The organism is Vibrio sp. J1-1 (assembly GCF_021728395.1).
In the GTDB taxonomy this organism is placed as follows: domain Bacteria; phylum Pseudomonadota; class Gammaproteobacteria; order Enterobacterales; family Vibrionaceae; genus Vibrio.
This window is the reverse complement of record NZ_JAKKCM010000016.1, coordinates 1-24,917: the sequence shown is the minus strand read 5'-3', so window position 1 is coordinate 24,917 and position 24,917 is coordinate 1. Positions and strand designations below refer to the sequence as shown.

Sequence of the window (24,917 nt, the reverse complement as noted above, 5' to 3'; positions counted from 1 at the left end):
GTATGCATTGTGACCTATAGCGAGGTTCTTTGAACGAAAAATAGGCATGATGAATACGGCTATTTTTAGAGATAAAGCGCAAGGAAGAACATGAAAGACGAAACGCTATCGATCCATTTTGGTTATGAAACGGACCCTACCACTAAATCCGTGGCGACCCCTATTTACCAGACCGTTGCTTATGAATTTGATGACGCTCAGCATGGTGCAGATTTATTTAACCTAGCAGTACCGGGCAATATTTACACGCGCATTATGAACCCAACCAATGATGTTCTGGAAAAGCGTATGGCCGCTTTGGAAGGTGGTATTGCTGGTTTGGTTGTGAGCGCAGGCAGTGCAGCCATTAACTATGCGATTCTGACCTTGGCACAGGCTGGCGATAACATCGTATCCACTCCACAGCTCTACGGTGGCACCTACACCTTGTTTGCCCACATGTTGCCTAATCAGGGCATCCAAGTGAAGTTTGCCAAGGATGACAAACCGGAAAGCCTGGCGGAACTTATTGATGAAAATACCAAAGCAGTGTACTGCGAGAGCATTGGTAACCCTGCTGGTAATATCATCGATCTAGAGCGTGTTGCCGATCTTGCTCACGCACAAGGTGTGCCGGTGATCGTGGATAACACCGTTGCAACGCCTGTGTTGTGTAAGCCCATCGAATTTGGTGCCGATATTGTGGTGCACTCTCTGACGAAATATGTCGGTGGTCATGGTACGACTTTGGGCGGAGTCATTGTCGATTCGGGTAAGTTTCCTTGGGCACTGCACAGCAAGCGTTTCCCGGTGTTTAATCAACCTGAGCCGTCCTATCATGGCGTGGTGTATACCGAAGCATTTGGTGATGCGGCCTTTATTGGTCGCGCGAGAACCGTACCGTTACGCAATACGGGCTCGGCACTTTCGCCTATGAATGCATTTATGTTGATGCAGGGATTAGAAACCCTATCGTTACGCATGGAGCGCCACACCGAGAACGCACTGAAAGTGGCGGAATATCTCAACCAGCATGAGAAAGTCAGTTGGGTAAGCTACGCAGGTTTGCCAGAATCAGAACATCATGAACTAGCGCAAAAATATATGAAAGGTAAGCCTTCAGCGATTTTGTCGTTCGGCTTGAAAGACGGTTATGAAGCGGGTGTTCGTTTTTATGATGCGCTGAAAATATTTAAGCGCTTGGTAAATATCGGTGATGCTAAATCACTGGCTTGTCATCCGGCATCTACTACTCACCGCCAATTAAGTGAAGCAGAACAAAAGCAAGCGGGAGTGTCGCCGGAGATGATTCGCTTGTCTGTTGGTATTGAACATATTGATGATATCTTAGCCGACTTAGAGCAGGCACTAAACGCCTAAACGCTTACTTGAATAGAGCTTTTAGTCACCTATAGGCCAGCCTTTAATAAGGCTGGCCTTTTTTATTTTTATTTCTTTATTTTCAATTAATCATTTGTTTTTGGTTTCCTGTATTCCAAAAGCTCATACAGGTCGAATTTTATTCCCTTGTGAGAATGGCGTTTGTTCAAGATGATGTAGCGACAGGGCATTTACTTTAAGGAAATTACATGTCTAATGTTTTTCATCGGCATTGCCATAACACGTTGCCAGTAATCGACCGCGGAGAAGCGGTATATCTGTTTGACCAACAAGGTAAACAATATTTAGATGCGTGTGGTGGCGCTGCGGTGTCGAACCTTGGTCATAGCCATCAAGCAGTTAAACAAGCGATGCTGGCGCAGATAGAGCGAGTTCCTTTTGCTCATACTGGATTTTTTACCAGCGAGAGCAGCGAGCAATTGGCTGAGTTGATTTGCCAGCATATGTCGGAACAATTTAATCATGTTTATCTTGTCAGTGGTGGTTCGGAAGCGGTGGAATCGGCGCTTAAAATGACGCGTCAGTATTTTGTGGAGTCCGGTAAACTAGATAAAAAATATTTCATCGCCCGTCAGCAGAGTTACCACGGAAATACCCTCGGGGCGTTAGCGGTTGGTGGCAATGAGTGGCGACGCGAACCTTTCAGGCCGATTCTTAATGCTGGCCAGCATATAGCTCCTTGTTATGCTTATCGTTATCAGAAAATTGATGAATCAGAGCTGGAATATTCACTGCGCGCTGCGAATGAGCTGGAAGCCAAAATTCTTGAATTGGGCGCGGAAAATGTCATGGCGTTTATTGCCGAGCCTATAGTGGGTGCGACAGCGGGCGCAGTTCCTGCAACTATTGGTTACTTCAAACGCATTCGAGAAATCTGCGACCAATACGATGTGTTGTTGATCATGGATGAAGTGATGTGCGGTGTTGGTCGCAGCGGTAGCTTTTTCGCTTTTGAACAAGAGGAAGCCGAGCCTGATTTAGTCTGCATGGCAAAAGGGCTAGGTGCGGGTTATCAACCGATTGGTGCGGTGGTGGCTAACGACAAAGTGTATCGAGCGATTGAATCGGGTAGCGGTTTTTTCCAGCATGGTCATACCTTTATGGCCCATCCCGTTGCTTGTGCGGCAGCAGTTGCAACGATCAATGCGATATTCGAGGAAGAGCTACTAACTGCCGTGAATCGACAAGGTACGTTGTTGCGTAATGAACTAACGTTCGCTTTGTCTGATTTGCCGTATGTCGGTGACATCCGAGGTAAAGGGCTATTCTTAGGGATTGAGCTGGTGGCGGATAAAGAGAGTAAAGTACCTTTAAACAAAACCACTTTGGCGGATAAGCGTATTAAGCAGCGCGCGATGGAAAATGGCTTAATGTGTTATCCAATGGGCGGCACTATCGATGGAGTAAACGGGCATCATATTTTACTCGCACCTCCTTTCATTTTTCAGCCAAGTCACGTGGATGAATTGGTAGAAAAACTGACTCGTACACTGCGTGAGGTTTCAACAACATGGCAATAAATTCAGCATCCCATCGAGAGCCCGTCGCTATCATCGTCGCACCGAATGGCGCGAGAAAGACCAAGCAGGATCACTCCAGCTTGCCCATGACCACTGAGGAATTGGTTGCTGAAGCCTTAGCCTGTCAGTCGGCGGGGGCGGCCATGATCCATTTGCATGCGCGCGATGTGAACGGTCAACATTCGCTAGAAATTGAGGATAATCATCCCATCTATCATGCAGTGAAAGAAGCGGTTGGCGAGAAGATGATCGTTCAGTTAACGACAGAAGCCGTCGGTCAGTATTCCCCACAGCAGCAGATAGCGTTAATTAAAGCGGTAAGGCCAGAAGCGGCTTCATTTGCGTTAAGAGAATTAATTCCTAATGACAGCAGTGAAAAAGAGGCGAGGGATTTTTTCCACTGGGTTGCTGAAAATAATATTCTCAGTCAAATGATTCTCTACGATGAGGCGGATATTGAACGTTATTTCCAGTATCGCAGAAGTGGTGTGCTACCTAACCATAATCAGCATGCGCTTGTGGTACTGGGTCGCTACCATAAACAGCAACAGTCTTCGCCGTGGGATTTGCGAGGCTTGAATTTAGAGCGATTTAAACAAGAAGACATTCGTTGCGCCGTTTGTGCGTTTGGGGCAAAAGAGTTGGACTGTTTGACGTCTGCGATGTTGCTTGGGGTGGACGTCCGGGTTGGTTTCGAGAATAACCATCTCGATGCTAGTGGAAGGTTAGCCAAGAGTAATGCCACACAAGTTCAAGCGCTAAGCGATATAAGCCGACACTTCAATATTCTCCTGGACGATGCTCGAAGTTTTAGATCTTCTATCTACCGCTAAGCAAAGGTATTCTGTCAGAATGAAAAAAAGGCTCCAGTTGGAGCCTTTTCTTTACTTGTCTTTATTGTTCGGTTTGCACTTCCGGCTGCCGTGCTTTGTGCTTAACAAATACGGCAGCAATGGCGGCAATGGCCAGTGCAAAACAGTAGTAAGAATTTGCAACCACCTCCAGCGGTGACAAATTAAATACGGAACCGAGTAACAGCACCTGCGCACCGTATGGTAGGACGCCTTGTACAACGCAAGAGAAGATATCCAACAAGCTTGCAGAACGACGAGGAGACACATTGTTCTCTTCAGCTAGTTGACGTGCAACGCTACCCGATACAATGATTGCCACCGTGTTGTTCGCAGTACAGCCGTTGACCATAGAAACTAGGCCAGCGATACCCAACTCACTTGCACGACTGTTTGCATGCTTAGAGTGGCTTGAACCGAAAGTTTTGATCATACCGCTTACCAGGTTAGTCAAGAAAGCGAGGCCACCTTGACGACGCATCAGTTCACTCAGACCACCAATGAGCATCGACAACAGGAAGATCTCCTGCATATTGCCGAAGCCAGTGTAAACATCTTGCGCCATATTCGTCAGGCCATAACCATCGATAGAAGCAAGACCAACGCCGCCCGCAAGCAGAATACCGATAGTCAGAACCACAAATACATTCAGACCAGAGACTGCTAACACCAAAATAGTTACGTATGGCAGGACTTTCAGCCACTCAATCGGGCCAGCTTCTGGCACTTGTGTCGCTGTGCTGTTGTAAGCAAAAATCGCAATCGCAACCAGTGCGGCTGGTAGGGCAATACGGATGTTCTCTCTGAACTTATCTTTCATTTCACAGCCTTGAGAGCGCGTTGCTGCGATGGTGGTATCAGAGATGATCGACAAGTTGTCACCAAACATCGCGCCACTGAGTACCACACCTGCCGTTAATGGCAAGCTCATACCTGCCGATTCTGCAATACCTAACGCGACTGGAGCCACTGCCGCAATCGTCCCCATAGAGGTCCCCATTGAGGTTGCGATGAATGCTGAGATCAGGAACAGACCCGGTAAGATCATGCTGGTCGGAATCGCTGACAAGCCTAGATTCACCGTTGCATCAACACCACCAGAGGCTTTGGCTACGGCTGCAAATGCGCCTGCAAGCAGGTAGATCATGCACATAGCAATGATGTCTTGGTGACCCACGCCACGCATAAAGTGCTCTATAGAGCGATTGAGCTTATCTTTACTTAACAAAAAGGCAATGATGATCGCTGGCAAAACAGCGATTGGCGCTGGTAGCTGGTAGAACGCAAATTCTACCCCTTGTAGCGATAGGTAGGTACCTACACCAATAAATAGTGCAAGAAAGACAATAAGTGGAATCAGTGCGACCGCAGAAGGTGCAACTGCTTTAATAGTGTGCTGAGAACCGGACATGTAAACGACAAATCTTAAAACGAGAAAGACGTGAAGACTAATCTCACAGCGAAAAGAAGTCAACGTCTAGACGTCTAAATGGCTGGTTGATTGTAAAGTCCAAGAGAGTAAAAATGGCGTTATTTATTTTATCTTATTGATACTGTTGGTTTTAATTTTAAGTCTATTTATTCAGCAGTTTTTGATTTTTTTCGTTTGATAATCCAAAGCACCATCCATACAAATAAAGCGGCAGTTATTACCCAGACAAAGTACTTGTATTGAGTATACAGATGGCTAAGTGAACTCATATGCTCAAACGCAAAGTGCGCAAGCAAGCTGAATACCATTACCCAAATGGTTGCCGCGAGTGCATTGCCAAGCAAAAACTCTTTACGGGGCATTTTGGCAATACCACAAGCCAACGGCATAAATTGTTTCATACCTTCAATAAACCGGCTGACGACCAGACACGCGGGCCCGTATTTTTGAATAGTCACTTGCAATTTAGTCATTTTAGGACCGGAGATGTAGCCTTTCTCATCTAGCCAACCTTCAAAGTAGTAGCCAATTAGATAGCCGCAGGTATTGCCGAAAAAACAGCTCAGCCAGGATACCGACATCACCAGAGTGAGGTTCATAACTTGTTCGGAAGAGAGAATCGAAGCCGCAACCATGAGAGACTGGCCGGGCATAGGGATTCCGATACCTTCGAGGAAAATACTGACAGAAAGCGCTAAGTAACCATACTGCTCAAGCAGAGGCTTCATAGAGATGAGTAGTTCGTTAATCTGTTCCAAAAGCTTTCCCGTACTTTCTCGGAATAAAGGCAAAGGCAGCGTAGCCTTAGTGTCTGGTTATCATATTACGTTGGCATCGCTTATCGAGAGTGGATGATACTCCTCTCGAATACAGGCCGATAAAGTTTGCAGAAAACATCCGCCAGCCACCTTAAATAAAAGAAGCTGGCGTGAGTTTGTCATTGACCTTATGCTTTTGTAAAGCCACCGTACAAATCCAGTCGGCGATGACGTAAGTTGGTCACTGAGCCTTCCGTATTGAGTTGTTTCAGCTTAGTTAAGTCTACATCCGCGAAAATAATCATTTCAGTATTCGCGCTGGCTTCCGTCAAGGTCGCATCGTGTGGGAAGTAAATGTCGGAAGGTGAGAACACCGCTGATTGTGCATACTGAATGTCCACGTTATCCACGCGAGGCAGGTTGCCCACACTGCCGCCAATGGCCACATAACACTCGTTTTCGATAGCACGAGACTGAGAACAAATTCGCACGCGCTGGTAACCGTTTTTGGTATCCGTCCAAAATGGCACAAAGACAATTTGCGCGCCTTGCTCAGCCAGCATTCGGCCCAACTCAGGGAACTCACTGTCGTAACAAATCAGAATGCCAACTTTACCTGCATCCGTTTCAAATACCTGAACGTTGTCACCACCGTCAATGACCCAGTCTCGTTGCTCGTGTGGTGTGATATGAATTTTGTACTGTGCGTTGATCTCGCCATCACGCTGGAGCAAGTAGGCAACATTGTAGAGTTTACCGTCCTCTTCAATCACAGGCATGCTTCCCGCAATGATGTTGATGTTGTAGGTTACCGCCATTTGTGAGAAGCGGTTTTTAATTTCTTCAGTGAAGCCTGCGAGGAACCGGATGGCTTCCACAGAGTTTTGATCGTTTTGCAGACCCATCAGCGGGGCGTTAAAGAACTCAGGGAACAGAGCGAAATCGGCTTTGTAGTTCGCCAGTGAAGAAATAAAGAACTCAGCTTGATCCAGCAGATCTTCTAAATCGTTCATCGCGCGCATTTGCCATTGTACGACACCAATACGGATCAGCGTTTTTTCGACATCGTGGACAGACTGAATATCCTCTTCGTAGAAAAAATTGTCCCATTCAAGTAGTGTCGCGTAGCCCATGGACGCATCGTCCTCCGGTAGATAACCACGCATAATACGCTTTACATCAAAATCGTTGGCCAGTTGGAATGACAGAATCGGATCGTGAAGTTCACGTCGCTTAACTTTATCGATGTATTCGGCAACGCTTAATTCATCCGCGTATTTATGGTAATTAGGAATACGTCCACCAGCTAATATCGCCTTAAAGTTTTTACTGCGACACAACTCTTTACGCGCATCATACAGACGACGTCCTAAACGCAATCCGCGATAATCTGGGTGTACAAAGACATCAAGCCCGTACATGGCATCGCCAGTGACTTTGTTTTGAATTACGTTGTTTTCAGTGATGATGTCGCTGTAAAGGTGAGGGAGTGAGATTCGATTGTAATCGACCTTCATAGTCAGCGCAGCACCGACAATCTTACCGTTATCTTCAATACAAATTTGGCCATCCGGAAACTGATGAATAAGATCCATGATGGTCAGACGCGGCCATGAGCCTCCAACATCCGGAAATACCAGGTCCATCAATTCCGCGAGCTCTGGGTAGTCCGTAGGCTCAATGGTACGTAAAGAGAGTTTGGGAGAGTTGCTGTCCATATACTACTATCCATTTATCCTTTTCAAACAGTATGGATGAGAATGCCATATTTTTAACCATACATACACCGACCATGGTTAAGGTTATGTAACCAGAACCTTCCTTCTTACGTATTGTGCGTCAATTTACTCTTCAGCCAAGCGTAAAACAGCGACACTTTTCTGGTGTTTAAACGGTAGCTAGGAATCACCACATAATAGCCGTACCCGCTTTGCAACGTCATGTTCTGTATATGCTGAATGTCGCCGCGCTGAATAGAAAATTGCGCCATAAAATCAGGCAACAGGGCCAAGCCTTTTTCCATTCTTACGGCTTCGCAAGCTAAATAGAAATGCTCAAATCCGACTGAGTGATAGGTAATCGGGTTTTCTAGTGCGTGTTCAATCTTGAATTGTTCCCAAAGCTGAGGGCGAGTGGTTTGGGGGATAAACGGATAATCACTCGCGGCTTGTTTGTTTTCCAACGGTGGAATATTGGTACTACCAACCAGCAGTAAAGTCTCTTCACACAATAAGTAGCTGTAGTCATAGTGCGTTGAAAGAGGTAGGCACCTAAGGCTGAGATCGTTGTCATTGTTGATGTTCGTGATGGCACCGTCACCAGTGCGAATTTTGACTCTTATATTCGGGTATTGCTGGTGGAAGTCGTCAATATTGGGCACTAACCATAAACTGGCAAAAGAAGGTGTGACATCAACCGTCAACAACTCCTGTTCAGTATTGAACTGAATAAGGCTCGCAGTGGCATGCTGGATGATCTCTAGTGCTTCCGTTATCTGTGGTAAGTAGCGTTTACCTTCTGCGGTCAGTTCCACACCACTCTGACCACGCTTGATCAATGGTAATCCCACGAGCTGCTCTAAAGAGGCGATTTGTTTGCTGACCGCACCTTGCGTTAAACACAATTCATCAGCGGCTTTGGAAAAGCTCAGGTGGTTAGCAACGGCAATAAAAGATCTTAATGCTCGGATGGAAGGGTACTCACGGCCTTTTAACATTCCTTCAGTTCCATTGAATGGTGATTATTCTCAGAGTAGAAGATTTGTCTGTTGAAGCAAAGCAATTGAATCAGACATCGAGATAGGCGCAAGTGCAATATTCCGGCAATTAGCTTTTTTATCCTAGCCTCTAAGTGTTTAGAGCTTAATTAGCGGAGCGAAAACTAAGTTATTGAGCTGATGAAAAAAGACCACCCAAAGGCGGTCTTTGTTTTTTATTACTCAAATGACACACTCGATGGATTTGAGCAGTTACCGCTTGATTGGTCACAGACTTGGTATGTGAACATACCATATGCGTCGCTCGTTAGCGTATCTGTATAAGCACCGTCGTTGTTCGTTGTAGAAACGATTACGCCGTTACGATATACGTCTACTTTACGTGCTGTTGCATTTGACCAAGCTAAGTCGACTTTTTGCCCCTGTTTTGCGGTGTAAGTTGACGTAGCCAGTTCAATGTACGCTGCTGCTTGTTGATCACAACCATTAGCTAACAAGTATTCGTTGGCATCTGCAACTTTCACAATACCATAACCGAAGTAGTTATCTCGGCCTGACGCTCCTGCATCAAATGCTGTTTGTTTTAGTGCATCACGAATTTGAGTACCATTACATTCTTGGTGATTTGACCACAATAACGCAGCCATACCCGCGACGCCTGGTGTCGCCATTGACGTACCGCTCATAAAACCGTAGTCAGAGCTGCCGATCTCGACACTAATGGTTGTCGATGCATGAAGTAGTTCGCGATCTTTTAAGTCAGTACCGACCGCAGGAATCGTGGTTGCCGTTGTTTCACCAAGGGTGCCATTCAACATACCATCAACGTTGTTTACAATAACGGCACCGATACCACCTGAGGTCTCACAATTTAGGACTTTTTCATCAAAGGTGATTTCGCCACGATCCATCAAACAGATCTTGCCGCTGGCATTGGTATCTACTTGTTTACCTAACCCCATGTAATGTACTTCGCCTGAAACATCACCCTGAGCCGAATAAGTAAACCCAGATGATGCGATGACTTGTTCTCCGGCGGCTAATACTGAAGTCGCAGCCATGTCAGCAGGGTAGGTTGATAGGGTATTTACGCCGCCAGCGGTGACTTCAACACACGTTGAATCAATGATTTCTTGGCTATTTTTGCCTTTCTTGCCGTTATACACGATTGTACATTCAGGGAACTGAGAAAAGGCTGCGATTTGGTCATTAGCGTCATTCGCACCGATCATCATTACCGATTGGTATCCTGCCGGGTATGAAAGGACATCATTACCAGAGTTACCTGCTGCTGCTAGTACTAAACCACCGTCATTAGTGAAGGCTTTGAACGCATTCTCTTCTGCCGTCGTCGGAGCACCACCACCTAAGCTCATATTGATGATGTTAGCACCTGCATCCGCACATTTTTCTGCTGCGTACGCTAAGTCTGAAGAGTATCCCCAACCATCGGCGTTAAATACTTTAACGATGTGCATTGGTACGCCCGGTGCCATGCCGATAATACCGAAGCCGTTGTCTGCCGCACCAATCGTACCCGCTACGTGCGTGCCGTGTGGACCGCCGTTCTCATCCCAATTACCCGTTCCAGAGTCGTTATCGCCTGTAATGCTTGTCCAGTCAAAGTCATTGTTTGAGCGGTCTAAGCCCGAGTCAATAACACAGACCTTAATAAAATTATTTGGCTGTAAAGTGAGTTGATCAGCTTGTGATTGGTATACGGCATAAGGTGTTAACTGAGTTTCACGTGCATCACCGATGTCGTCGCTGTAACTAAGTAGCTTACGCTTAGCGTCTTCTTCGATAAGTTGAATATGTGGATTGTTTAGAAGTCCTTTAACGGTTGTTAAGTCCTTACCTGTGAAGGTCGCGGCAAAAAACTCTTCACCTTCGACATTAATATCTGCACCAAGTTTTTTGGCCAGGTTTTTAACTACGCCTTTGTTGGCGCTGTCCACCTGAATGATGTAACGGTCATCAGCCGCATGTGCGCTAAAAGACAAACAAATGCCCATTGCAATTAGCGATTTATTTAGTATTTTCATAATCATCCCTAAAAATAGTAACGTCCAGTAATCCGCTGAATACTCAATGAAAGCGGTTTGGTGTGTTTCTTTTCTTAAATATCCTGTTCTGGAAAGATATTAAGGTGTCAGTCGAAATTAATTCTTTTGAAAAAGGTGGCTATCAATACAGTAGCCACCTGATTTAGTTTCATTAAAAATTAATCAGTCAGGTGTTCACAGCGGCCAAATTCAGCGCCGGATTCGATTTTATTAACTAATCCGTTCGGGAACCCCGTTTTCACAGAAGCACCGTTTTCACAAACGTAAACATGTGACATGTCTATATGGAAGGCCACAGAGTAACCGGTAAGACCACCCACCATCTTCGTACCAGCACCAGATACAGAGATAGGGTTATCCATGTAGGAATTTTGTGCTTCTAAGACACCTTGCTTAGTATAGAACTCATCTAGAGTCATCCAGCCCAGGCCTTTGATGTAAAGAGCACCAGTAAAGCCAGTACGAATGTCACCACCACGGCCGACAATCACATCACCGTTGTCGCTCATATCAAAAGGTGTCAACCCTGCATATTTGCCAATCGCAGCATGAACCCAGTCCGCGCCTCTGCTTTCACAGAAATCCGTACCTAGCATTACAAGTGGTATATCGTTACACCACTCCAAACCACCAATATCTGTAAACGCGGCATCACCTTCTTTAGTGTGATCCCATAGTAGAACGTTGTTTTTATTGGTAGCCAGTGCCACTTGTTTACCGTCATGTGATACTGCGTATGCATTGGTTGCCCCAACGGAATCGTAAAGGTTAATCATCTCGCCTTCGTTGACCCATGCCACAGCTTTCCAGCCACCTAGAGTACCTAGCGCTACTTCGCCGTTACCAGAAATCGCATGTGCACGAGTCCAGCTCGTCTTAGACCAATCTACGTTGCTGGTATCAAGCTCATGCATACCTTGTTTAGGCGTCCAGATGAACGGTACAACATCGCCGGTATAGTACGAGGTACAACTTCCGTTTCCATCTGCATCTTTATACGCTAAACCAACAACCGTATTGCCCGAGGCATCGATATCTAAACCAGAAGCGGAAGATTTACCTATTTGACTCGCACCACCACAAGCGTTAGCCGTAAGGTCACCTAGCGGCATCACGCCATTTGCTTCAGTCCAGATTGCCGGCGCAAGTACACCGTTTCTATCGTGATCAGAGTTAACGAGCAGTTTGCTGCCATTTGCATTCATTTTGGCGGCGTTGACGCCGATATAGTCAGGAAGAACATTAAAGCCTTTCGTCTCATTCCATACAAAGCCTCGGTTGCCTGCTACCCCCATTGAAGACTTACCATTTTTGGCTAGGTCGGTTAAATGTGCGAAGACGACTTGCTTGAATTCCACACCATCTCGGTAACCGTTAAATACAAAGTTTGCTTGTTTTGTTTGCCCTGCCTCCGCAACAATTGGTGTTGCGTCACACGGATCATCTGAAACCGGGTTACTGCTTTCGCTATCATTCCAATACTCTGCAACTGAAAGGATTCGGGAAGGCTGCGTAGGATAGCCACCGGCATTGATCTGCTCTGTATACAAAACGTAGCTTTGACCAGGAGTTAATCCATTGAGCTTAAAGTAGCCATCAGGGCCGACTTTACCTTGAGTCAAACTACCAGATTGAGTTGATACCGCGTCAAATAGAGGGTCATCAATATTACGCGCGATAATGTTTACGCCGCTGTACTCTGTTGAGCCATCTTTTAAGCGCAGCGTACCTTCGATAGAGCCAAACTGGTTCAAGTACTCTTGGGTTGGGTAAAGGTTAGAAATTGCAACACGGTCGTCCGTTACGTTAACGGTACTTTGTGCTACCGCGCCTGCACCATGGTGACCAATGAATGGGTACATAGTCTCAATAATTTCAGGGTCGGCGCGGTTAACTTCGCCCAAATACCAATTACCTGTATCATGAGCATGAACAGCTTCGACATCACACCCTTTTACACCAGGGAATATTGGCGTAGACGGGTTACTTTTGTAACCGATATGGCCATTAGTTTGAGAGTGAGATAGGTTGATTGCGTGTCCAATTTCGTGAGTGAACACGCCAGCAATTTGAAGGGCTGCATTGTCATTGGCGTATACGTTCCAACCGTTGATAACCGCAGTTGCTTCGATAATCACGTTGTTATCGTCTGCAATCTCAGGGAAGGCGATACCTAGTACCGCTGTTTTAGGAACACCAAATACGTTCTCAAGGATGCTCCCATCAGTATCGTAAAGCATCCAGAAGCCGTAACCATTCTGTTGCGTATAAAACTGAAGCGCGTTAGAGCCATTTACGTCAGCAATGCCAGTTTGCTGTTCAATTGTGCCCGCGACATCTGCTCTGAATGTTGACGTATTCACATTATTCCACTGACTAAACGCAAATTGAGTGACTTGCTGCGCTCGTTCGATCGATAAAAATACAGAGCCATCGTAGTCATAAGTGAAGGCTTCGCCGCCGTCAACATAGACTGGAATCGAGCCGTTAGAGGTATCCCATAGGAAAGGAGTCGGGTTACCATCTTCTGTCGTATATAGTGGACCACCCGCTTGTACGGCACCTGCAGAGAGTAGAGCGGCAATCGCAATTGTTAATGTACTGTGTTTCATTATTTCATCTTCCCATTGCTGATCCATTGCTCTGACACGGCTTTACCTAGCAGGCTCATGAAAGCAACTGCGTTGTATGCGCCTTCCGTATTCACCATTTTCTGTTCAGATGGAGCAAGCGCACCGTCTGCAAACTCTAGGTTTTCAAAGATGCCTTGGTTATCAAACTCGTTTACCACTTTGCCACCTTGGATAACGAACTTACCGTGAGCCATGCCAGCCGTTGTGCGAAGACCAGTAAGTGACGCTGCTTTATGCATAAACACGACAACGACTTCCTCTTGATTCCAACGTGGGAAACCCTCTGGCGCTACAGCTAGCATTTGGTTGCCATTTGGCAGAGTGCGAGGTTTGAGCAAGCCAAATTGACGAAACGTGTATTCAGAACCTTCGGCATGTTTACCTAATGCTGCGTCGCTAACTTTGATGGTAACTTCTGTGTACGGTAAGCCTTGCTCAGAAATGCCATCAGTGACGGTTTGAACCTGACCTGAAATAATGCTTTCAGATTCGGCAATGAGTTGCTTGAGGTTTTGTGATTGGAGTTGGGCTGCTTGTGCGATAGGTGCAAACAGCGTAAGCGCTGATAGCAGCACAGCCATCTTTGATCTGAGTTTCATTAGTTATCCTTGACTATATTTTTTAGCAATTTACTCAGGTAGATCCTCTACCATCGAATAAAAATAACGAATGGTATTAAATTTCGATATCAGGGATTCCCTGATTTTTAGAAACTACAAAACCAGGATAGCGTTATTTACAGTGAGTCTACTGAAGGATGGGTGGAATATTATGAGCTATATATGTGCTGTTATTCGATATATGTTTGTTTTTGAAAGGGATAACCGTTATGGTGAGTTTTCCTCTCTTGATTATCTGCTTTTTTAGGCTAGAGCTCTTACTCAATTGTCACTCTACGCAAGTGTTGACCTTGCTTCCATAAAATAGCGATTACCATTAGAAGTTTGATTGTTACAAATGTCTGCTTTTCTTCCTCTAATTAGTTGAAATTATCAGATATTATTTATTTTAGGGAACAGTAGTTCGATAAAAATAGATTTATCACTACATATTGCTGTGACAATGATGGTTCTTCTTCTATTTATTTAAGTTGATGTAAAAAAACAATAGTGTTATTAAAATGTTAACTAATGCATTAAAGGATTAATGCATCACTCTTTAGATACATATAATTAGTAATCGTACTAGCACACTAGTTTAGTGGGGTGTTGGTTTTTTTGCTAGTAAAATGGTTCTATGACTCGGGGTAAGAGCCACATGGATGGTGTAAATTTTGAAGATCCAGATAGGTGGATACGTTTTCTTAATCAAAAATTGCAAAACAGTAAGGAGGAAGAAAGAGCAAGTATATCCAGGGAACTGCATGATGATCTTGGGCAGATATTAACTGCTATTCAAATCAACTTACAATTACACAGAAAAGAGTGTTGTCATAGCAGCGAGCGAGTTGATGACTCGATAGAGTTACTTGAAGACATGATAGAAAAAGTTCGCCTTAAGTCTGCCGAGCTTCGGCCGGGAGTTATTAGTGAACTGTGTTTTATTGATGTAATAAAACGACTTCTTGAAAAAATGTCGTCGTCACAAGCCTACAAAATAGACTTTTTATCTAAGGACAACTTCCCAAATATAAATCAACAATTAAAAATTGATTTATTCAGAATAATCCAAGAAGCCGTAAATAACGCCATCCGCCACGCAAATGCGAGCACTATCTTCGTTAATCTAGATTTTAATAAAGAAAAAATAACAGTATCTATCTCTGATAATGGTAGTGGTTTTGAAATAACTAACATAAAACGCAAAGTAAATACCAATCTACACCTAGGGTTACTAGGTATAGAGGAGAGAGCGATGCGTCATAACGGAAAAATCCATATCCAATCAGAGCTAAAAACTGGAACAAGAATATTGGCGGAATTGAAATATGATCTATAAGAGTAGAGTATTCATTGTTGATGACCATGATATAGTCAGAGCGGGTATATGCAGTATTTTAAACACATTACCAAGTGTTGAAGTAGTTGGTGAAAGTGGGACTGGTCTCAACTTGATCCCTAATCTGAAAAAGTCTAAACCAGACTTACTTATCCTGGATATCTCAATCAAAGGGATTAATGGAATAGAGCTAATTAGCATGATCCGAAAGCATAAGATACCAATTAACATCCTGATGCTATCGATGCATAAAAATATTGAGTATGTTGTAAGATGCTTAAGAAATGGTGCACAAGGTTATTTACTCAAAGACTCTGCGGTGGAAGAGTTGGAATTGGCGGTTGCTTCAGTGATGAGCGGTGGAAGCTATATAAGTCAAAAAATAGATAAGGCTATGCTCAAGGACCTACTAGGTAAAAAGAAAGATGCGGTACCTTTGGACTTACTAACCAGTAGACAGAGGCAAATTCTTCAGCTCATCGTCGAAGGTTATTCCACAAATAAAATAGCTGACGATACATGCATTAGTATCAAAACCGTTGAAACACACAGATCAAATATCATGAATAAGTTGAATATTAAAGATATTCCCAATCTGGTTAGGTTTGCCATTGAGAACAAACTCTTGGTTCCAACGAGCTGAGATTATTTAGTTTTGATAATTCCCCCTAAATCTCAGACAAAAAGATTCGACTTCGAATCGTGTTTGGTTAAAGTCGCCATTACAAACCTTTGAACATTTAGCGCCATGCTCTCGACCGCTCAACGCCGAAACGAAATTTTGCAATACATCCACACCCACCAAAGAGGTGAAGTGTCCTATTTTGCTGATCAATATGGCGTATCAGAAGTGACCATCCGCAGTGATCTTAACCAATTAGAGCGACAAGGGTGCGTTACGCGTTGCTATGGTGGCGCGCTTCTGAACGCTCAGTTTGCTTTCGAAAAGCCGCTTAACGACAAGAAACAACTCAACAGCGATATTAAAGCTAGGTTGGGTCAATACGCCGCCTCTTTGATCCAGAATGGCGATAAGATCTTCCTTGATTCTGGCTCAACCACTGAGCAAATTGTCTACCACCTGAAAGGTAAAAGCAACATTACCGTGATGACCAACGGAATCAACATCGCTTATCACCTTGCTAATCAAGCCAATGTTGAGGTGATGGTTACGGGTGGTGTAATGAGAAAAAACTCTTATTCGTTGTACGGTTCTGGCGGCGAAGCGTTCCTCTCTGGTTTTCGTTTCAACAAACTGTTTTTAGGCGTTGATGGCTTCGATAAACTCGCAGGCGTAACCACGCCGCACCAAGGTGAAGCGGATATTAACCGCCAAATGATTGAAGCCGCACAAAATATCATTGCGATTACCGATTCATCCAAGTTTGACCGACAAAGTTTTTGCTTAATAGCTCGCCCGGAGCAACTCAGAATACTGATTACCGATAGCGGAATTCCCCAAGATTATGTGGAAGAACTCTCTTCTCTCGGCGTAGAAGTACATATTGTTGAATAGGTTGGAGTGACAACCTATTCATTTATTTACCCTATGCTGACTTTCTCAATGATCTATTCAGTAGGTGAATTTTTAACCCTAATGTAAAAACTGTGAAATCACGCAGTTTTCATTTCGAAACCCTTTCTTTTTCAACTGCTTGTTTGCAACTTTCACTGTGAAATATCGACAGCCTTTATTTACCTCTATTTCGGCACAGGGTATTAGTTTTTGAGAGAAAGTTTTACCTTTCACTTCCTTCCAAACGAAAGACTTTTTTCGCTTAAACCGAAAGGCAAGCGAATGTGAACTCGCTTTAAACTTCACTTTCTGACACCTGTTTTAATACCAATTAAAAGAAATCGAAACATTTCACCCTACAACCGAAATGTCGCGAAATAGGAGTCGGTAATGATAAGTGCAGAACGAAGAAAACACATCATTGCGGTGACCGACTCGAGTAAGTTCGGCCGCAAAAGCTTTTGCATGATCCGTCCAGCGAGCCAAATCGACGTTCTGGTGACCGATAGCAATATCCCCCATGCAACCCATCAGGCTCTGCTTGATATGGGTGTCGAAGTCATTCTTGCTGACCAAACCATTAACTAGGAATTCCCATGAAATCGTTACTTTCGCTTATCGAACAACACAAACAAGGACACACCAAGGGGATTTACTCCGTTTGCTCTGCGCACCCGCTCGTGCTTGAAGCGGCGATCCAACAAGCAGCAAATGACAACCAGTTGGTATTGATTGAAGCGACGTCTAATCAGGTCAACCAATTTGGCGGCTACACCGGCATGACACCGCAAGACTTTGCTAGCTACGTTTTCCAGCTCGCGAACAGCCTCAACTTTCCAGTCGACAACATCGTGTTAGGCGGTGACCACTTAGGCCCAAACTGCTGGCAACATCTTAACGTGAAGCAAGCGATGGAATATTCCGCCCAGATGATTCACGACTATGTCTCTGCTGGCTTTAAGAAAATCCACCTTGATTGCTCTATGCCTTGCGCCGATGACCAACTGCCGTTGAGCGAAACCATCATGGCGGAACGCGCAGCGCAGCTTTGTCTAGTGGCAGAAAACGCTTGGCAAAGTATTGGCGGAGAAGCGCCTGTTTATGTCATCGGTACCGAAGTACCAACGCCTGGCGGTGCGCTGGAATCGTTAGAAGACGAAGGTATTGAAGTCACCAAACCAGAAGAAGCGCTTGTAACGTTAAACGCCCATCACCAAGCATTCAGCGATATCGGTATCGCTAACGTCTGGTCGCGCGTGATCGGTTTGGTTGTTCAACCCGGCGTCGAGTTTGACCACCATAACGTTCACCACTACGACAGTGCCAAAGCTCAGGCTTTAAGTCAGCTTATTGAACACCAGCCAAACATTGTGTTTGAAGCACACTCCACCGATTACCAAAATCCACCCGCTTATCACCAGCTAGTGCGTGACCACTTTGCGATTCTAAAAGTCGGTCCGGCTTTAACCTTTGCCTTGCGCGAAGCCCTTTACGGCTTAGACCGAGCGGAAAAAGAGTGGCTCGGCACGCATCACGCCTCTCACCTACGCGAAACCATCGAACAGGTTATGCATGAACAGCCTAACTACTGGCGCTCACACTACTCGAGCAAAGGACACCAACAATTTTTAGATTGCAGCTACAGCTTGAGCGACCGGATTCGCTACTACTGGACACATCCAGAAGTGAAAGCGGCGCAACAGGCTCTGTTTGACAATCTGCTAGCAAAACCGCTGCCCGTGACTCTCCTTAGCCAATATTTGCCAAATCAAGCTAAGGCTATCTCTCAACATAAAATTCAAAATCTGCCCGCTGAAATTGTGATGCACAAGATCATGGAAGTCACCGAAGTGTACTCCAAAGCCTGTTATTCCAACGCAGTGGCGCAAAAGGAGACTATTCAATGACTGCTTTTTTAGGCTACGAACGCTCTTGGTTAGAGCAGCACAATGGTATTCACACCGCGCAAGAAATCAGCCATCAACCTCGTTTATGGCGTGCTCTCGCGACGATTCTCGAACAAAGCTACGATCAGTTAAGCGCATTCATTGACCCATTACTCGCTCGCGAAGATCTGCGCATCATCCTAACCGGCGCAGGTACATCCGCTTTTGTCGGAGACGCCGCTGCACCTTTCATCCAAGCGGGATTACGCTTCCAAGTAGAGTCGATTCCGACCACCGATTTGGTATCGAATCCAGAGCAATATTTAGATCCGAGCCGCCCGACGCTTTTAGTCTCCTACGCTCGTTCGGGTAACAGCCCAGAGAGTGTTGCCGCTGTCGCACTGGCCGATCAATTGGTCGAAGATTGCTACCACCTCTTTTTGACCTGTAATGGCGACGGTGAACTCTCTCGCTATGCAGAAAACGCCAAGAATGCGTGCTGTCTGCTGATGCCGGAAGGCTCAAACGACAAAAGCTTTGCCATGACCTCAAGCTTCAGTTGCATGTTGATGTCGACGTTGACGCTGCTTGGTGGTGGAACTACGCAGCAATGGCAACACCAAATCAACGCCACCGCCACATTATGTGAAGCCAAAATTGAACAGTGGCAAGCGAGCATCAAATCCCTTGCGGCTCTGCCTTACCAACGTTTGGTGGTTCTAGGCAGCGGTGGGTTTGCCGGACTTGCCCGTGAAGCCTCTCTGAAATCTTTGGAATTGAGCGCAGGCAAAGTGATGACAACCTTCGACTCTTCTTTGGGTTTCCGCCATGGACCTAAGTTCTCCATCAATGAACAGGCACTCGTGATTCAACTGCTTTCCAGTGACAGCTACACCCGTCAGTACGATTTGGATCTGTTTCATGAGATTCGTCGTGACAACCAAACGCTCACCCACGTGGCGATCAGCGAATTCGCCATGAGTGAAAGCGATGTGTTTGAACTCGGCCAGCTTGGCTTGGGCGACCAATGGCTCTGCTTCCCATTCATCCTGTTCTGCCAAATGTTGGCGTTTGAAAAGTCGCTCCAATTGGGATTAGGGCCGGATAACCCGTGCCCAACAGGTGAAGTTAACCGTGTGGTGCAAGGTGTCACCATCTACCCATTCAGTTACTCATTTTAAAAGGAATAAACCATGCCAAATATCGTTTTAAGTCGCATTGATGAGCGCCTTGTTCACGGACAAGTAGGTGTGCAATGGGTAGGTTTTGCCAACGCCAACATTATCGTCGTTGTTAACGACGAGGTGGCTGAAGATTCCATCCAGCAAAACCTGATGGAAATGGTGCTCGCCGACGGTATCGCAATCCGCTTTTGGACGGTGCAGAAAACCATCGACACCATTCATAAAGCCGCTGATCGCCAACGCATTCTGTTGGTATGCCGAACGCCAAAAGACTTCCGTCAATTGGTGGAAGGTGGCGTACCAATTAGCAATATCAACGTAGGTAACATGCACTACGTGGAAGGAAAAAAACAAATCTCCAAAACGGTTTCAGTTGACTCTGAAGACCTGGCGGAATTTGCACAATTAAAAGCGCGAGGAGTGACCTGCACGATCCAAGGTGTGCCCACTGAAAGCGCAACAGACCTCTTTACTCTTATCTAAATATTAAGGACACCAATCATGGAAATAGGACTATTTCAGGCGTTGATGCTCGGCATTTTAGCCTTCTTCGCCGGCCTAGATTTATTTAACGGTCTCACCCACTTCCACCGTCCAGTTGTACTCGGTCCACTTGTCGGTCTCATTTTAGGCGACTTACAAACCGGTATTTTGGTCGGCGGTACTCTAGAGCTGATCTGGATGGGTCTTGCTCCTCTAGCAGGTGCGCAACCGCCAAATGTAATCATCGGTACGATCGTCGGCACAGCCTTCGCTATCACAACCAAAGTAGAGCCAAATGTCGCGGTTGGTGTCGCGGTGCCATTCGCTGTCGCGGTTCAGATGGGTATCACCCTACTCTTCTCAGCGATGTCTGCGGTGATGTCTAAGTGTGATGAATATGCGCAAGCCGCCGACACCGACGGTATCGAACGTGTCAACTACATGGCTCTTGCAGTACTAGGGACGTTTTACTTCTTATGCGCATTTTTACCTGTCTACCTTGGTGCAGAGCACGCCGGCAAAATCGTTGAAGTTCTGCCAAAAGACCTCATCGACGGCTTAGGCGTTGCTGGTGGCATCATGCCAGCGATTGGTTTTGCGGTACTGATGAAAATCATGATGAAGAACGCTTACATCCCATACTTCATCCTCGGCTTTGTTGCAGCGGCGTGGCTACAACTACCAATCCTAGCGATTGCTGCCGCAGCGACTGCGATGGCGATTATCGACTTTATGCGTAAATCAGAACCTACCCCAGCAACAACAGCATCAGCAGAGGACTTTGAAGATGGAATCTAATGTAAGTAATGAACTCGACCTACGTCGTCAGAGCGCTGATGTGCAACCTGCACCTGGAGTGTCTCCTGACGAGTACGAGAATAAAGAGATTGGTGCTGAGTTAACCAAAGCCGACATCAATCGTATGGCTTGGCGCTCACTCCTATTACAAGCGTCTTTCAACTACGAGCGTATGCAGGCATCGGGTTGGCTATACGGCCTGATCCCAGCATTGAAAAAGATCCACACCAACAAAGCGGACCTATCCAAAGCGATGCAAGGCCATATGGGTTTCTTCAACACTCACCCATTTTTGGTGACATTCGTCATGGGCATCGTACTGGCGATGGAGCGTTCAAAACAGAACATCAACAGTATTCAAAGCACCAAGATTGCCGTAGGTGCACCAATGGGCGGTATCGGTGACGCGATGTTCTGGCTCACGTTATTGCCGATTTGTGGTGGTATCGGCGCGGACTTAGCGTTGCAAGGCTCCATCATGGGCGCGGTGTTCTTCTTCGTGTTGTTTAACGTGGTGCACTTTGGTTTGCGCTTTGGTCTTGCTCACTATGCCTACCGTATGGGTGTTGCAGCGATTCCGGTCATCAAAGCCAATACCAAGAAAGTCGGACACGCGGCTTCTATGGTCGGTATGACGGTGATTGGTGCACTGGTTGCAACTTACGTACGCCTATCTACAACCGCTGAAATCACCGCTGGTGACGCCGTGGTGAAACTGCAGGGCGATGTTATCGACAAGTTGATGCCAGCGTTTTTGCCACTGGTGTACACCCTTGCGATGTATGCCCTTGTTAAACGCGGTTGGAGCCCTCTCAAGCTTATCGGTATCACGGTTGCTCTTGGTGTCGTTGGTCGTTTTATGGGCTTCCTATAACTCTTATTTCCACACGCAGTATTGGGGCTGTTAAGTCAGCCCCTGTAAGGATAGAAACATGATTGCAGTTATTCTTTCTGGTCACGGTGGGTTTGCATCAGGCATTGAGAAAGCAATTCACCAAGTGATTGGCGAACAGCAACAATTTATCGCATTGGACTTTCCTGAAGAGTCCACCACGCAGCAACTTGAAGCGCAGATGCGCCAAGCGATCCAAGAGATCGACTCAGGCGAAGGGATTGTTTTTCTCACTGACTTACTCGGCGGCACGCCTTTTCGTACCGCATCGCTACTCAGCCAAGAGCGCGACGATATTCAAGTCGTGACAGGCACCAATCTACAAATGGCGGCCGAGATGCTGCTAGAGCGCGACGAACTCAAGCTTATCGAATTTCGTGACCAAGCGATTGAATGTGGTCATCGCGGCATTACCTCACTCGCGGCTGAAATGGCGTTGAAAGACAAAACAACCACAGCGGAAGAACATGATGGTATCTGATACTCACCGCTACCGAGCCCAAAGAGTGTTGCACGGCGAGCATTGGCTAGACGACGCCGTGGTCACCGTTATTGATGGCATCATTGACGCCATTGAACCTTTTGACCAGCAGCGACACGACAACACTACCGATTTAGGCCAAATCAGCCTGATGCCGGGCTTAATCGATACCCATGTGCATGGCGCAAAAGGCTGTGATGTGATGGATGCAGAGCACAGCAGCTTAGACACCATGTCTCGCTTTTTTTCCAGCCAAGGAGTCACCGCTTTTGTTGCAACAACCGTGACAGCTCCGGTCAGTAAAATTCGCGCAGCGTTACAGCAAGTCGCCAAGAGCAAACAGCGCGGCGTGCAAGGTGCTGAAATTCTTGGTGCGTATTTGGAAGGCCCTTATTTCACCAAGAAAAATCGCGGTGCTCATCCAACCGAATGGTTTAGAGAACTGTCTGTTGAAGAGTTGGAACAGTGGATTTCATACAGCGATAGCCAGCTGGTCACATTCGCACTTGCACCTGAAAAACAGGGCGCTTTAGACGCGATTCGCTACTTAAAAAAGCAAGGCATCAAAGTCATGTTAGGGCATACCGATGCCAGCTATGACCAAGTTCAGCAGGCACTCGATGCAGGCGCGAGTGGCATCGTGCATTGCTATAACGGCATGCGTGGACTCCACCACCGAGATCCGGGCGTAGTGGGCGCTGGGTTGTGTCATCCCAACAGCTACGTCGAAATGATCGCCGACGGCCATCATGTGCACCCTTGCGCGATTGATATTGCCCATCGCTGCTGTGGCTCGCGCATGACCTTGATTACTGATGCGATGTGCGCCGCAGGTATGCCGGATGGTCAATATACCCTTGGTGAGTACACCGTAGAAATGAAAGGCGGCGTGGTCACTACCGATACTGGTAGCCTAGCGGGCAGCACTCTGACTTTGCTCAACGCCGTCGCCAATATTCAGAACTGGCTCAATTTACCGCTTGAGCAAGCGTGGTTGATGGCTTCTTTGACTCCCGCGCAATCACTCAATTTACAACATCAACTCGGCACTCTGGAAGTGGGCAAACATGCTTCTATGGTGGCGATTCACTCAGATTTCTCAATTGCAAAGACTTGGGTTAACGGACGTCTAGTATTCGACCGCGACGCAGTATCCAGTCAGGAGGCTTTATGTATCTAATTTCTTCTCGTGAAATGCTTAAACGTGCTCAACAAGGCGGCTACGCTGTACCGGCATTTAATGTTCATAACCTTGAGACAGTGCAAGTCATCGTCGAAACCGCCTCTGAATTAGGTTCACCCGTTATCTTGGCTGGCACACCGGGAACGTACGACTATGCTGGTATCGACTACCTAGTCAGCATCTGTAAAGAAGCGGCGCACAAACACTCAATTCCATTAGTACTGCACCTTGACCACCATGAAGACTTGCAAGACATTCGCAATAAAGTCGAACACGGTATCCGCTCAGTGATGATTGATGGCTCTCACCATGCGTTCGAGCAGAACATCGAAATTGTTCGCTCTGTGGTCGAATACTGCAGCCGATACGACGCCAGCGTTGAAGCCGAGCTTGGTCGCCTTGGTGGTCAGGAAGATGATCTGATCGTCGATAGCGAAGATGCCTTGATGACAGACCCAGCCTCTGCGGCTGAATTCGTTCGCCGCACTGGTATCGATTCGCTAGCAGTCGCAATTGGTACCGCGCACGGCCTTTACAAAGCAGAACCTAGACTGGATTTTGCTCGCCTAGAGCAGATCCGCGCAGTAGTCGATATTCCATTAGTACTGCACGGAGCGTCAGGCGTACCGGATGAGATGGTACGTCGTTGTATTGAGCTAGGTGTATGCAAAGTGAATGTGGCGACAGAGCTGAAAATCGCGTTTTCGAATGCCGTCAAACAGCATTTCTCTGAAAACCCAGATGCTAACGATCCACGTAAATACATCACGCCGGGCAAAGCGGCAATGAAACAAGTCGTGATGGATAAGATTTATATGTGTGGCAGTGAAGGAAAGTTATGATAACTTGAAGTTTATTAAAGGCGCTTTTTGGCTGTCATTCTAACTACACGTATTGCTATTTATTTACCTATTTGAGTCTCCAAAAATACCCTAACTTCAATTATAGGGTAAATCATTGGGTACTAAAAACGTGAGCAGATATGAGACACGATGAGAAAGAATAAGACAGAGAGGTAAGTTAACTATCTGAATTCTAAGGCTTTTAGATGCAAAAAAAAGGCTGCCCGAAGGTTAACGCCACTCGCTTAAGAGCGAGTGGCGTTTTTATTCCTTGAACGCGAACGCGTGGGATATTTAGCGGCTTTCTTAAGTACTGCTCTTGGATACGCTTTACGCTTCCTCTTCTCTGGCAGTATTA

At 46.1% G+C, this 24,917-nt stretch carries 21 protein-coding genes and 1 pseudogene; 15 read left to right on the top strand and 7 right to left on the bottom strand.

The window, feature by feature from the left end; genetic code table 11:
• The first annotated feature begins 90 nt into the window (after nucleotides 1-90).
• The 3 genes from L3V31_RS19480 (at nucleotide 91) to L3V31_RS19470 (ending at nucleotide 3,733) form a co-directional block, all read left to right on the top strand.
• Nucleotides 91-1,359: an O-acetylhomoserine aminocarboxypropyltransferase/cysteine synthase gene (locus L3V31_RS19480; protein ID WP_237318525.1), complete on the top strand. Its 1,269-nt coding sequence runs from the start codon at nucleotides 91-93 to the stop codon at nucleotides 1,357-1,359.
• A gap of 209 nt (nucleotides 1,360-1,568) precedes the next feature.
• On the top strand, nucleotides 1,569-2,900 hold the full coding sequence (locus L3V31_RS19475; protein WP_237318523.1) for an aspartate aminotransferase family protein: 1,332 nt from the start codon (nucleotides 1,569-1,571) through the stop codon (nucleotides 2,898-2,900).
• Complete coding sequence (locus L3V31_RS19470; protein ID WP_237318521.1) at nucleotides 2,891-3,733, top strand: 3-keto-5-aminohexanoate cleavage protein; 843 nt, start codon at nucleotides 2,891-2,893, stop codon at nucleotides 3,731-3,733. The genes L3V31_RS19475 and L3V31_RS19470 overlap by 10 nt, the downstream gene beginning before the upstream one ends.
• Nucleotides 3,734-3,794: 61 nt before the next feature.
• Here the strand turns inward: L3V31_RS19470 and L3V31_RS19465 are convergent, their stop codons facing one another.
• The 7 genes from L3V31_RS19465 to L3V31_RS19435 all read right to left on the bottom strand — a co-directional run bounded on the left by L3V31_RS19465 (nucleotide 3,795) and on the right by L3V31_RS19435 (nucleotide 13,955).
• Nucleotides 3,795-5,162, bottom strand: a complete 1,368-nt coding sequence (locus L3V31_RS19465) for a Na+/H+ antiporter NhaC family protein (protein WP_237318519.1) — start codon at nucleotides 5,160-5,162, stop codon at nucleotides 3,795-3,797.
• A 167-nt stretch (nucleotides 5,163-5,329) separates the two neighbouring features.
• On the bottom strand, nucleotides 5,330-5,917 hold the full coding sequence (locus L3V31_RS19460) for a DedA family protein (RefSeq protein ID WP_237318631.1): 588 nt from the start codon (nucleotides 5,915-5,917) through the stop codon (nucleotides 5,330-5,332).
• A 212-nt stretch (nucleotides 5,918-6,129) separates the two neighbouring features.
• The gene (locus L3V31_RS19455; RefSeq protein ID WP_237318517.1) at nucleotides 6,130-7,659 is read right to left on the bottom strand and encodes a bifunctional GNAT family N-acetyltransferase/carbon-nitrogen hydrolase family protein; all 1,530 of its coding nucleotides are present in this window, start codon (nucleotides 7,657-7,659) and stop codon (nucleotides 6,130-6,132) included.
• 107 nt (nucleotides 7,660-7,766) lie between these two features.
• Entirely contained in the window at nucleotides 7,767-8,657 is an 891-nt protein-coding gene (locus L3V31_RS19450; RefSeq protein ID WP_237318515.1) for a LysR family transcriptional regulator, read from the bottom strand.
• Between the two features lie 218 nt (nucleotides 8,658-8,875).
• A complete protein-coding gene (locus L3V31_RS19445) occupies nucleotides 8,876-10,702 on the bottom strand; it encodes a S8 family serine peptidase (RefSeq protein ID WP_237318513.1) in 1,827 nt (608 codons plus the stop codon).
• Nucleotides 10,703-10,881: 179 nt separating this feature from the next.
• Nucleotides 10,882-13,335, bottom strand: coding sequence for a hypothetical protein (locus L3V31_RS19440; protein ID WP_237318512.1), 2,454 nt, complete (start codon nucleotides 13,333-13,335; stop codon nucleotides 10,882-10,884).
• The gene (locus L3V31_RS19435; RefSeq protein WP_237318510.1) at nucleotides 13,335-13,955 is read right to left on the bottom strand and encodes a hypothetical protein; all 621 of its coding nucleotides are present in this window, start codon (nucleotides 13,953-13,955) and stop codon (nucleotides 13,335-13,337) included. The genes L3V31_RS19440 and L3V31_RS19435 overlap by 1 nt, the downstream gene beginning before the upstream one ends.
• Nucleotides 13,956-14,613: 658 nt before the next feature.
• On the opposite strand from L3V31_RS19435, the gene L3V31_RS19430 reads away from it, so the two are divergent.
• The 12 genes and pseudogenes from L3V31_RS19430 (at nucleotide 14,614) to L3V31_RS19375 (ending at nucleotide 24,559) form a co-directional block, all read left to right on the top strand.
• Complete coding sequence (locus L3V31_RS19430) at nucleotides 14,614-15,294, top strand: sensor histidine kinase (protein ID WP_237318508.1); 681 nt, start codon at nucleotides 14,614-14,616, stop codon at nucleotides 15,292-15,294.
• Nucleotides 15,284-15,937 carry a response regulator transcription factor gene (locus L3V31_RS19425; RefSeq protein WP_237318506.1) on the top strand — a complete coding sequence of 218 codons (654 nt, stop codon included), beginning with the start codon at nucleotides 15,284-15,286 and terminating at the stop codon, nucleotides 15,935-15,937. Before L3V31_RS19430 ends, L3V31_RS19425 begins: the two co-directional genes overlap by 11 nt.
• A 105-nt stretch (nucleotides 15,938-16,042) precedes the next feature.
• On the top strand, nucleotides 16,043-16,810 hold the full coding sequence (agaR, locus tag L3V31_RS19420) for a transcriptional repressor AgaR (protein ID WP_237318503.1): 768 nt from the start codon (nucleotides 16,043-16,045) through the stop codon (nucleotides 16,808-16,810).
• Between the two features lie 417 nt (nucleotides 16,811-17,227).
• Nucleotides 17,228-17,398: pseudogene (locus L3V31_RS19415) on the top strand (DeoR family transcriptional regulator); the annotation flags it as partial.
• An 8-nt stretch (nucleotides 17,399-17,406) separates the two neighbouring features.
• Complete coding sequence (locus L3V31_RS19410; RefSeq protein WP_237318502.1) at nucleotides 17,407-18,717, top strand: D-tagatose-bisphosphate aldolase, class II, non-catalytic subunit; 1,311 nt, start codon at nucleotides 17,407-17,409, stop codon at nucleotides 18,715-18,717.
• Complete coding sequence (locus tag L3V31_RS19405; RefSeq protein WP_237318500.1) at nucleotides 18,714-19,877, top strand: SIS domain-containing protein; 1,164 nt, start codon at nucleotides 18,714-18,716, stop codon at nucleotides 19,875-19,877. The genes L3V31_RS19410 and L3V31_RS19405 overlap by 4 nt, the downstream gene beginning before the upstream one ends.
• Before the next feature lie 12 nt (nucleotides 19,878-19,889).
• Complete coding sequence (agaV, locus tag L3V31_RS19400; RefSeq protein ID WP_025522671.1) at nucleotides 19,890-20,363, top strand: PTS N-acetylgalactosamine transporter subunit IIB; 474 nt, start codon at nucleotides 19,890-19,892, stop codon at nucleotides 20,361-20,363.
• Between the two features lie 18 nt (nucleotides 20,364-20,381).
• On the top strand, nucleotides 20,382-21,161 hold the full coding sequence (agaW, locus tag L3V31_RS19395) for a PTS N-acetylgalactosamine transporter subunit IIC (RefSeq protein WP_053408139.1): 780 nt from the start codon (nucleotides 20,382-20,384) through the stop codon (nucleotides 21,159-21,161).
• Nucleotides 21,151-22,035 carry a PTS N-acetylgalactosamine transporter subunit IID gene (gene agaE, locus L3V31_RS19390; RefSeq protein WP_025522675.1) on the top strand — a complete coding sequence of 295 codons (885 nt, stop codon included), beginning with the start codon at nucleotides 21,151-21,153 and terminating at the stop codon, nucleotides 22,033-22,035. Before agaW ends, agaE begins: the two co-directional genes overlap by 11 nt.
• 58 nt (nucleotides 22,036-22,093) lie before the next feature.
• A complete protein-coding gene (gene agaF / locus L3V31_RS19385) occupies nucleotides 22,094-22,534 on the top strand; it encodes a PTS galactosamine/N-acetylgalactosamine transporter subunit IIA (RefSeq protein WP_171384579.1) in 441 nt (146 codons plus the stop codon).
• Nucleotides 22,524-23,714, top strand: a complete 1,191-nt coding sequence (gene nagA, locus L3V31_RS19380) for an N-acetylglucosamine-6-phosphate deacetylase (protein ID WP_237318629.1) — start codon at nucleotides 22,524-22,526, stop codon at nucleotides 23,712-23,714. Before agaF ends, nagA begins: the two co-directional genes overlap by 11 nt.
• The gene (locus L3V31_RS19375; RefSeq protein WP_237318498.1) at nucleotides 23,705-24,559 is read left to right on the top strand and encodes a tagatose bisphosphate family class II aldolase; all 855 of its coding nucleotides are present in this window, start codon (nucleotides 23,705-23,707) and stop codon (nucleotides 24,557-24,559) included. The genes nagA and L3V31_RS19375 overlap by 10 nt, the downstream gene beginning before the upstream one ends.
• Nucleotides 24,560-24,917: the final 358 nt, after the last annotated feature.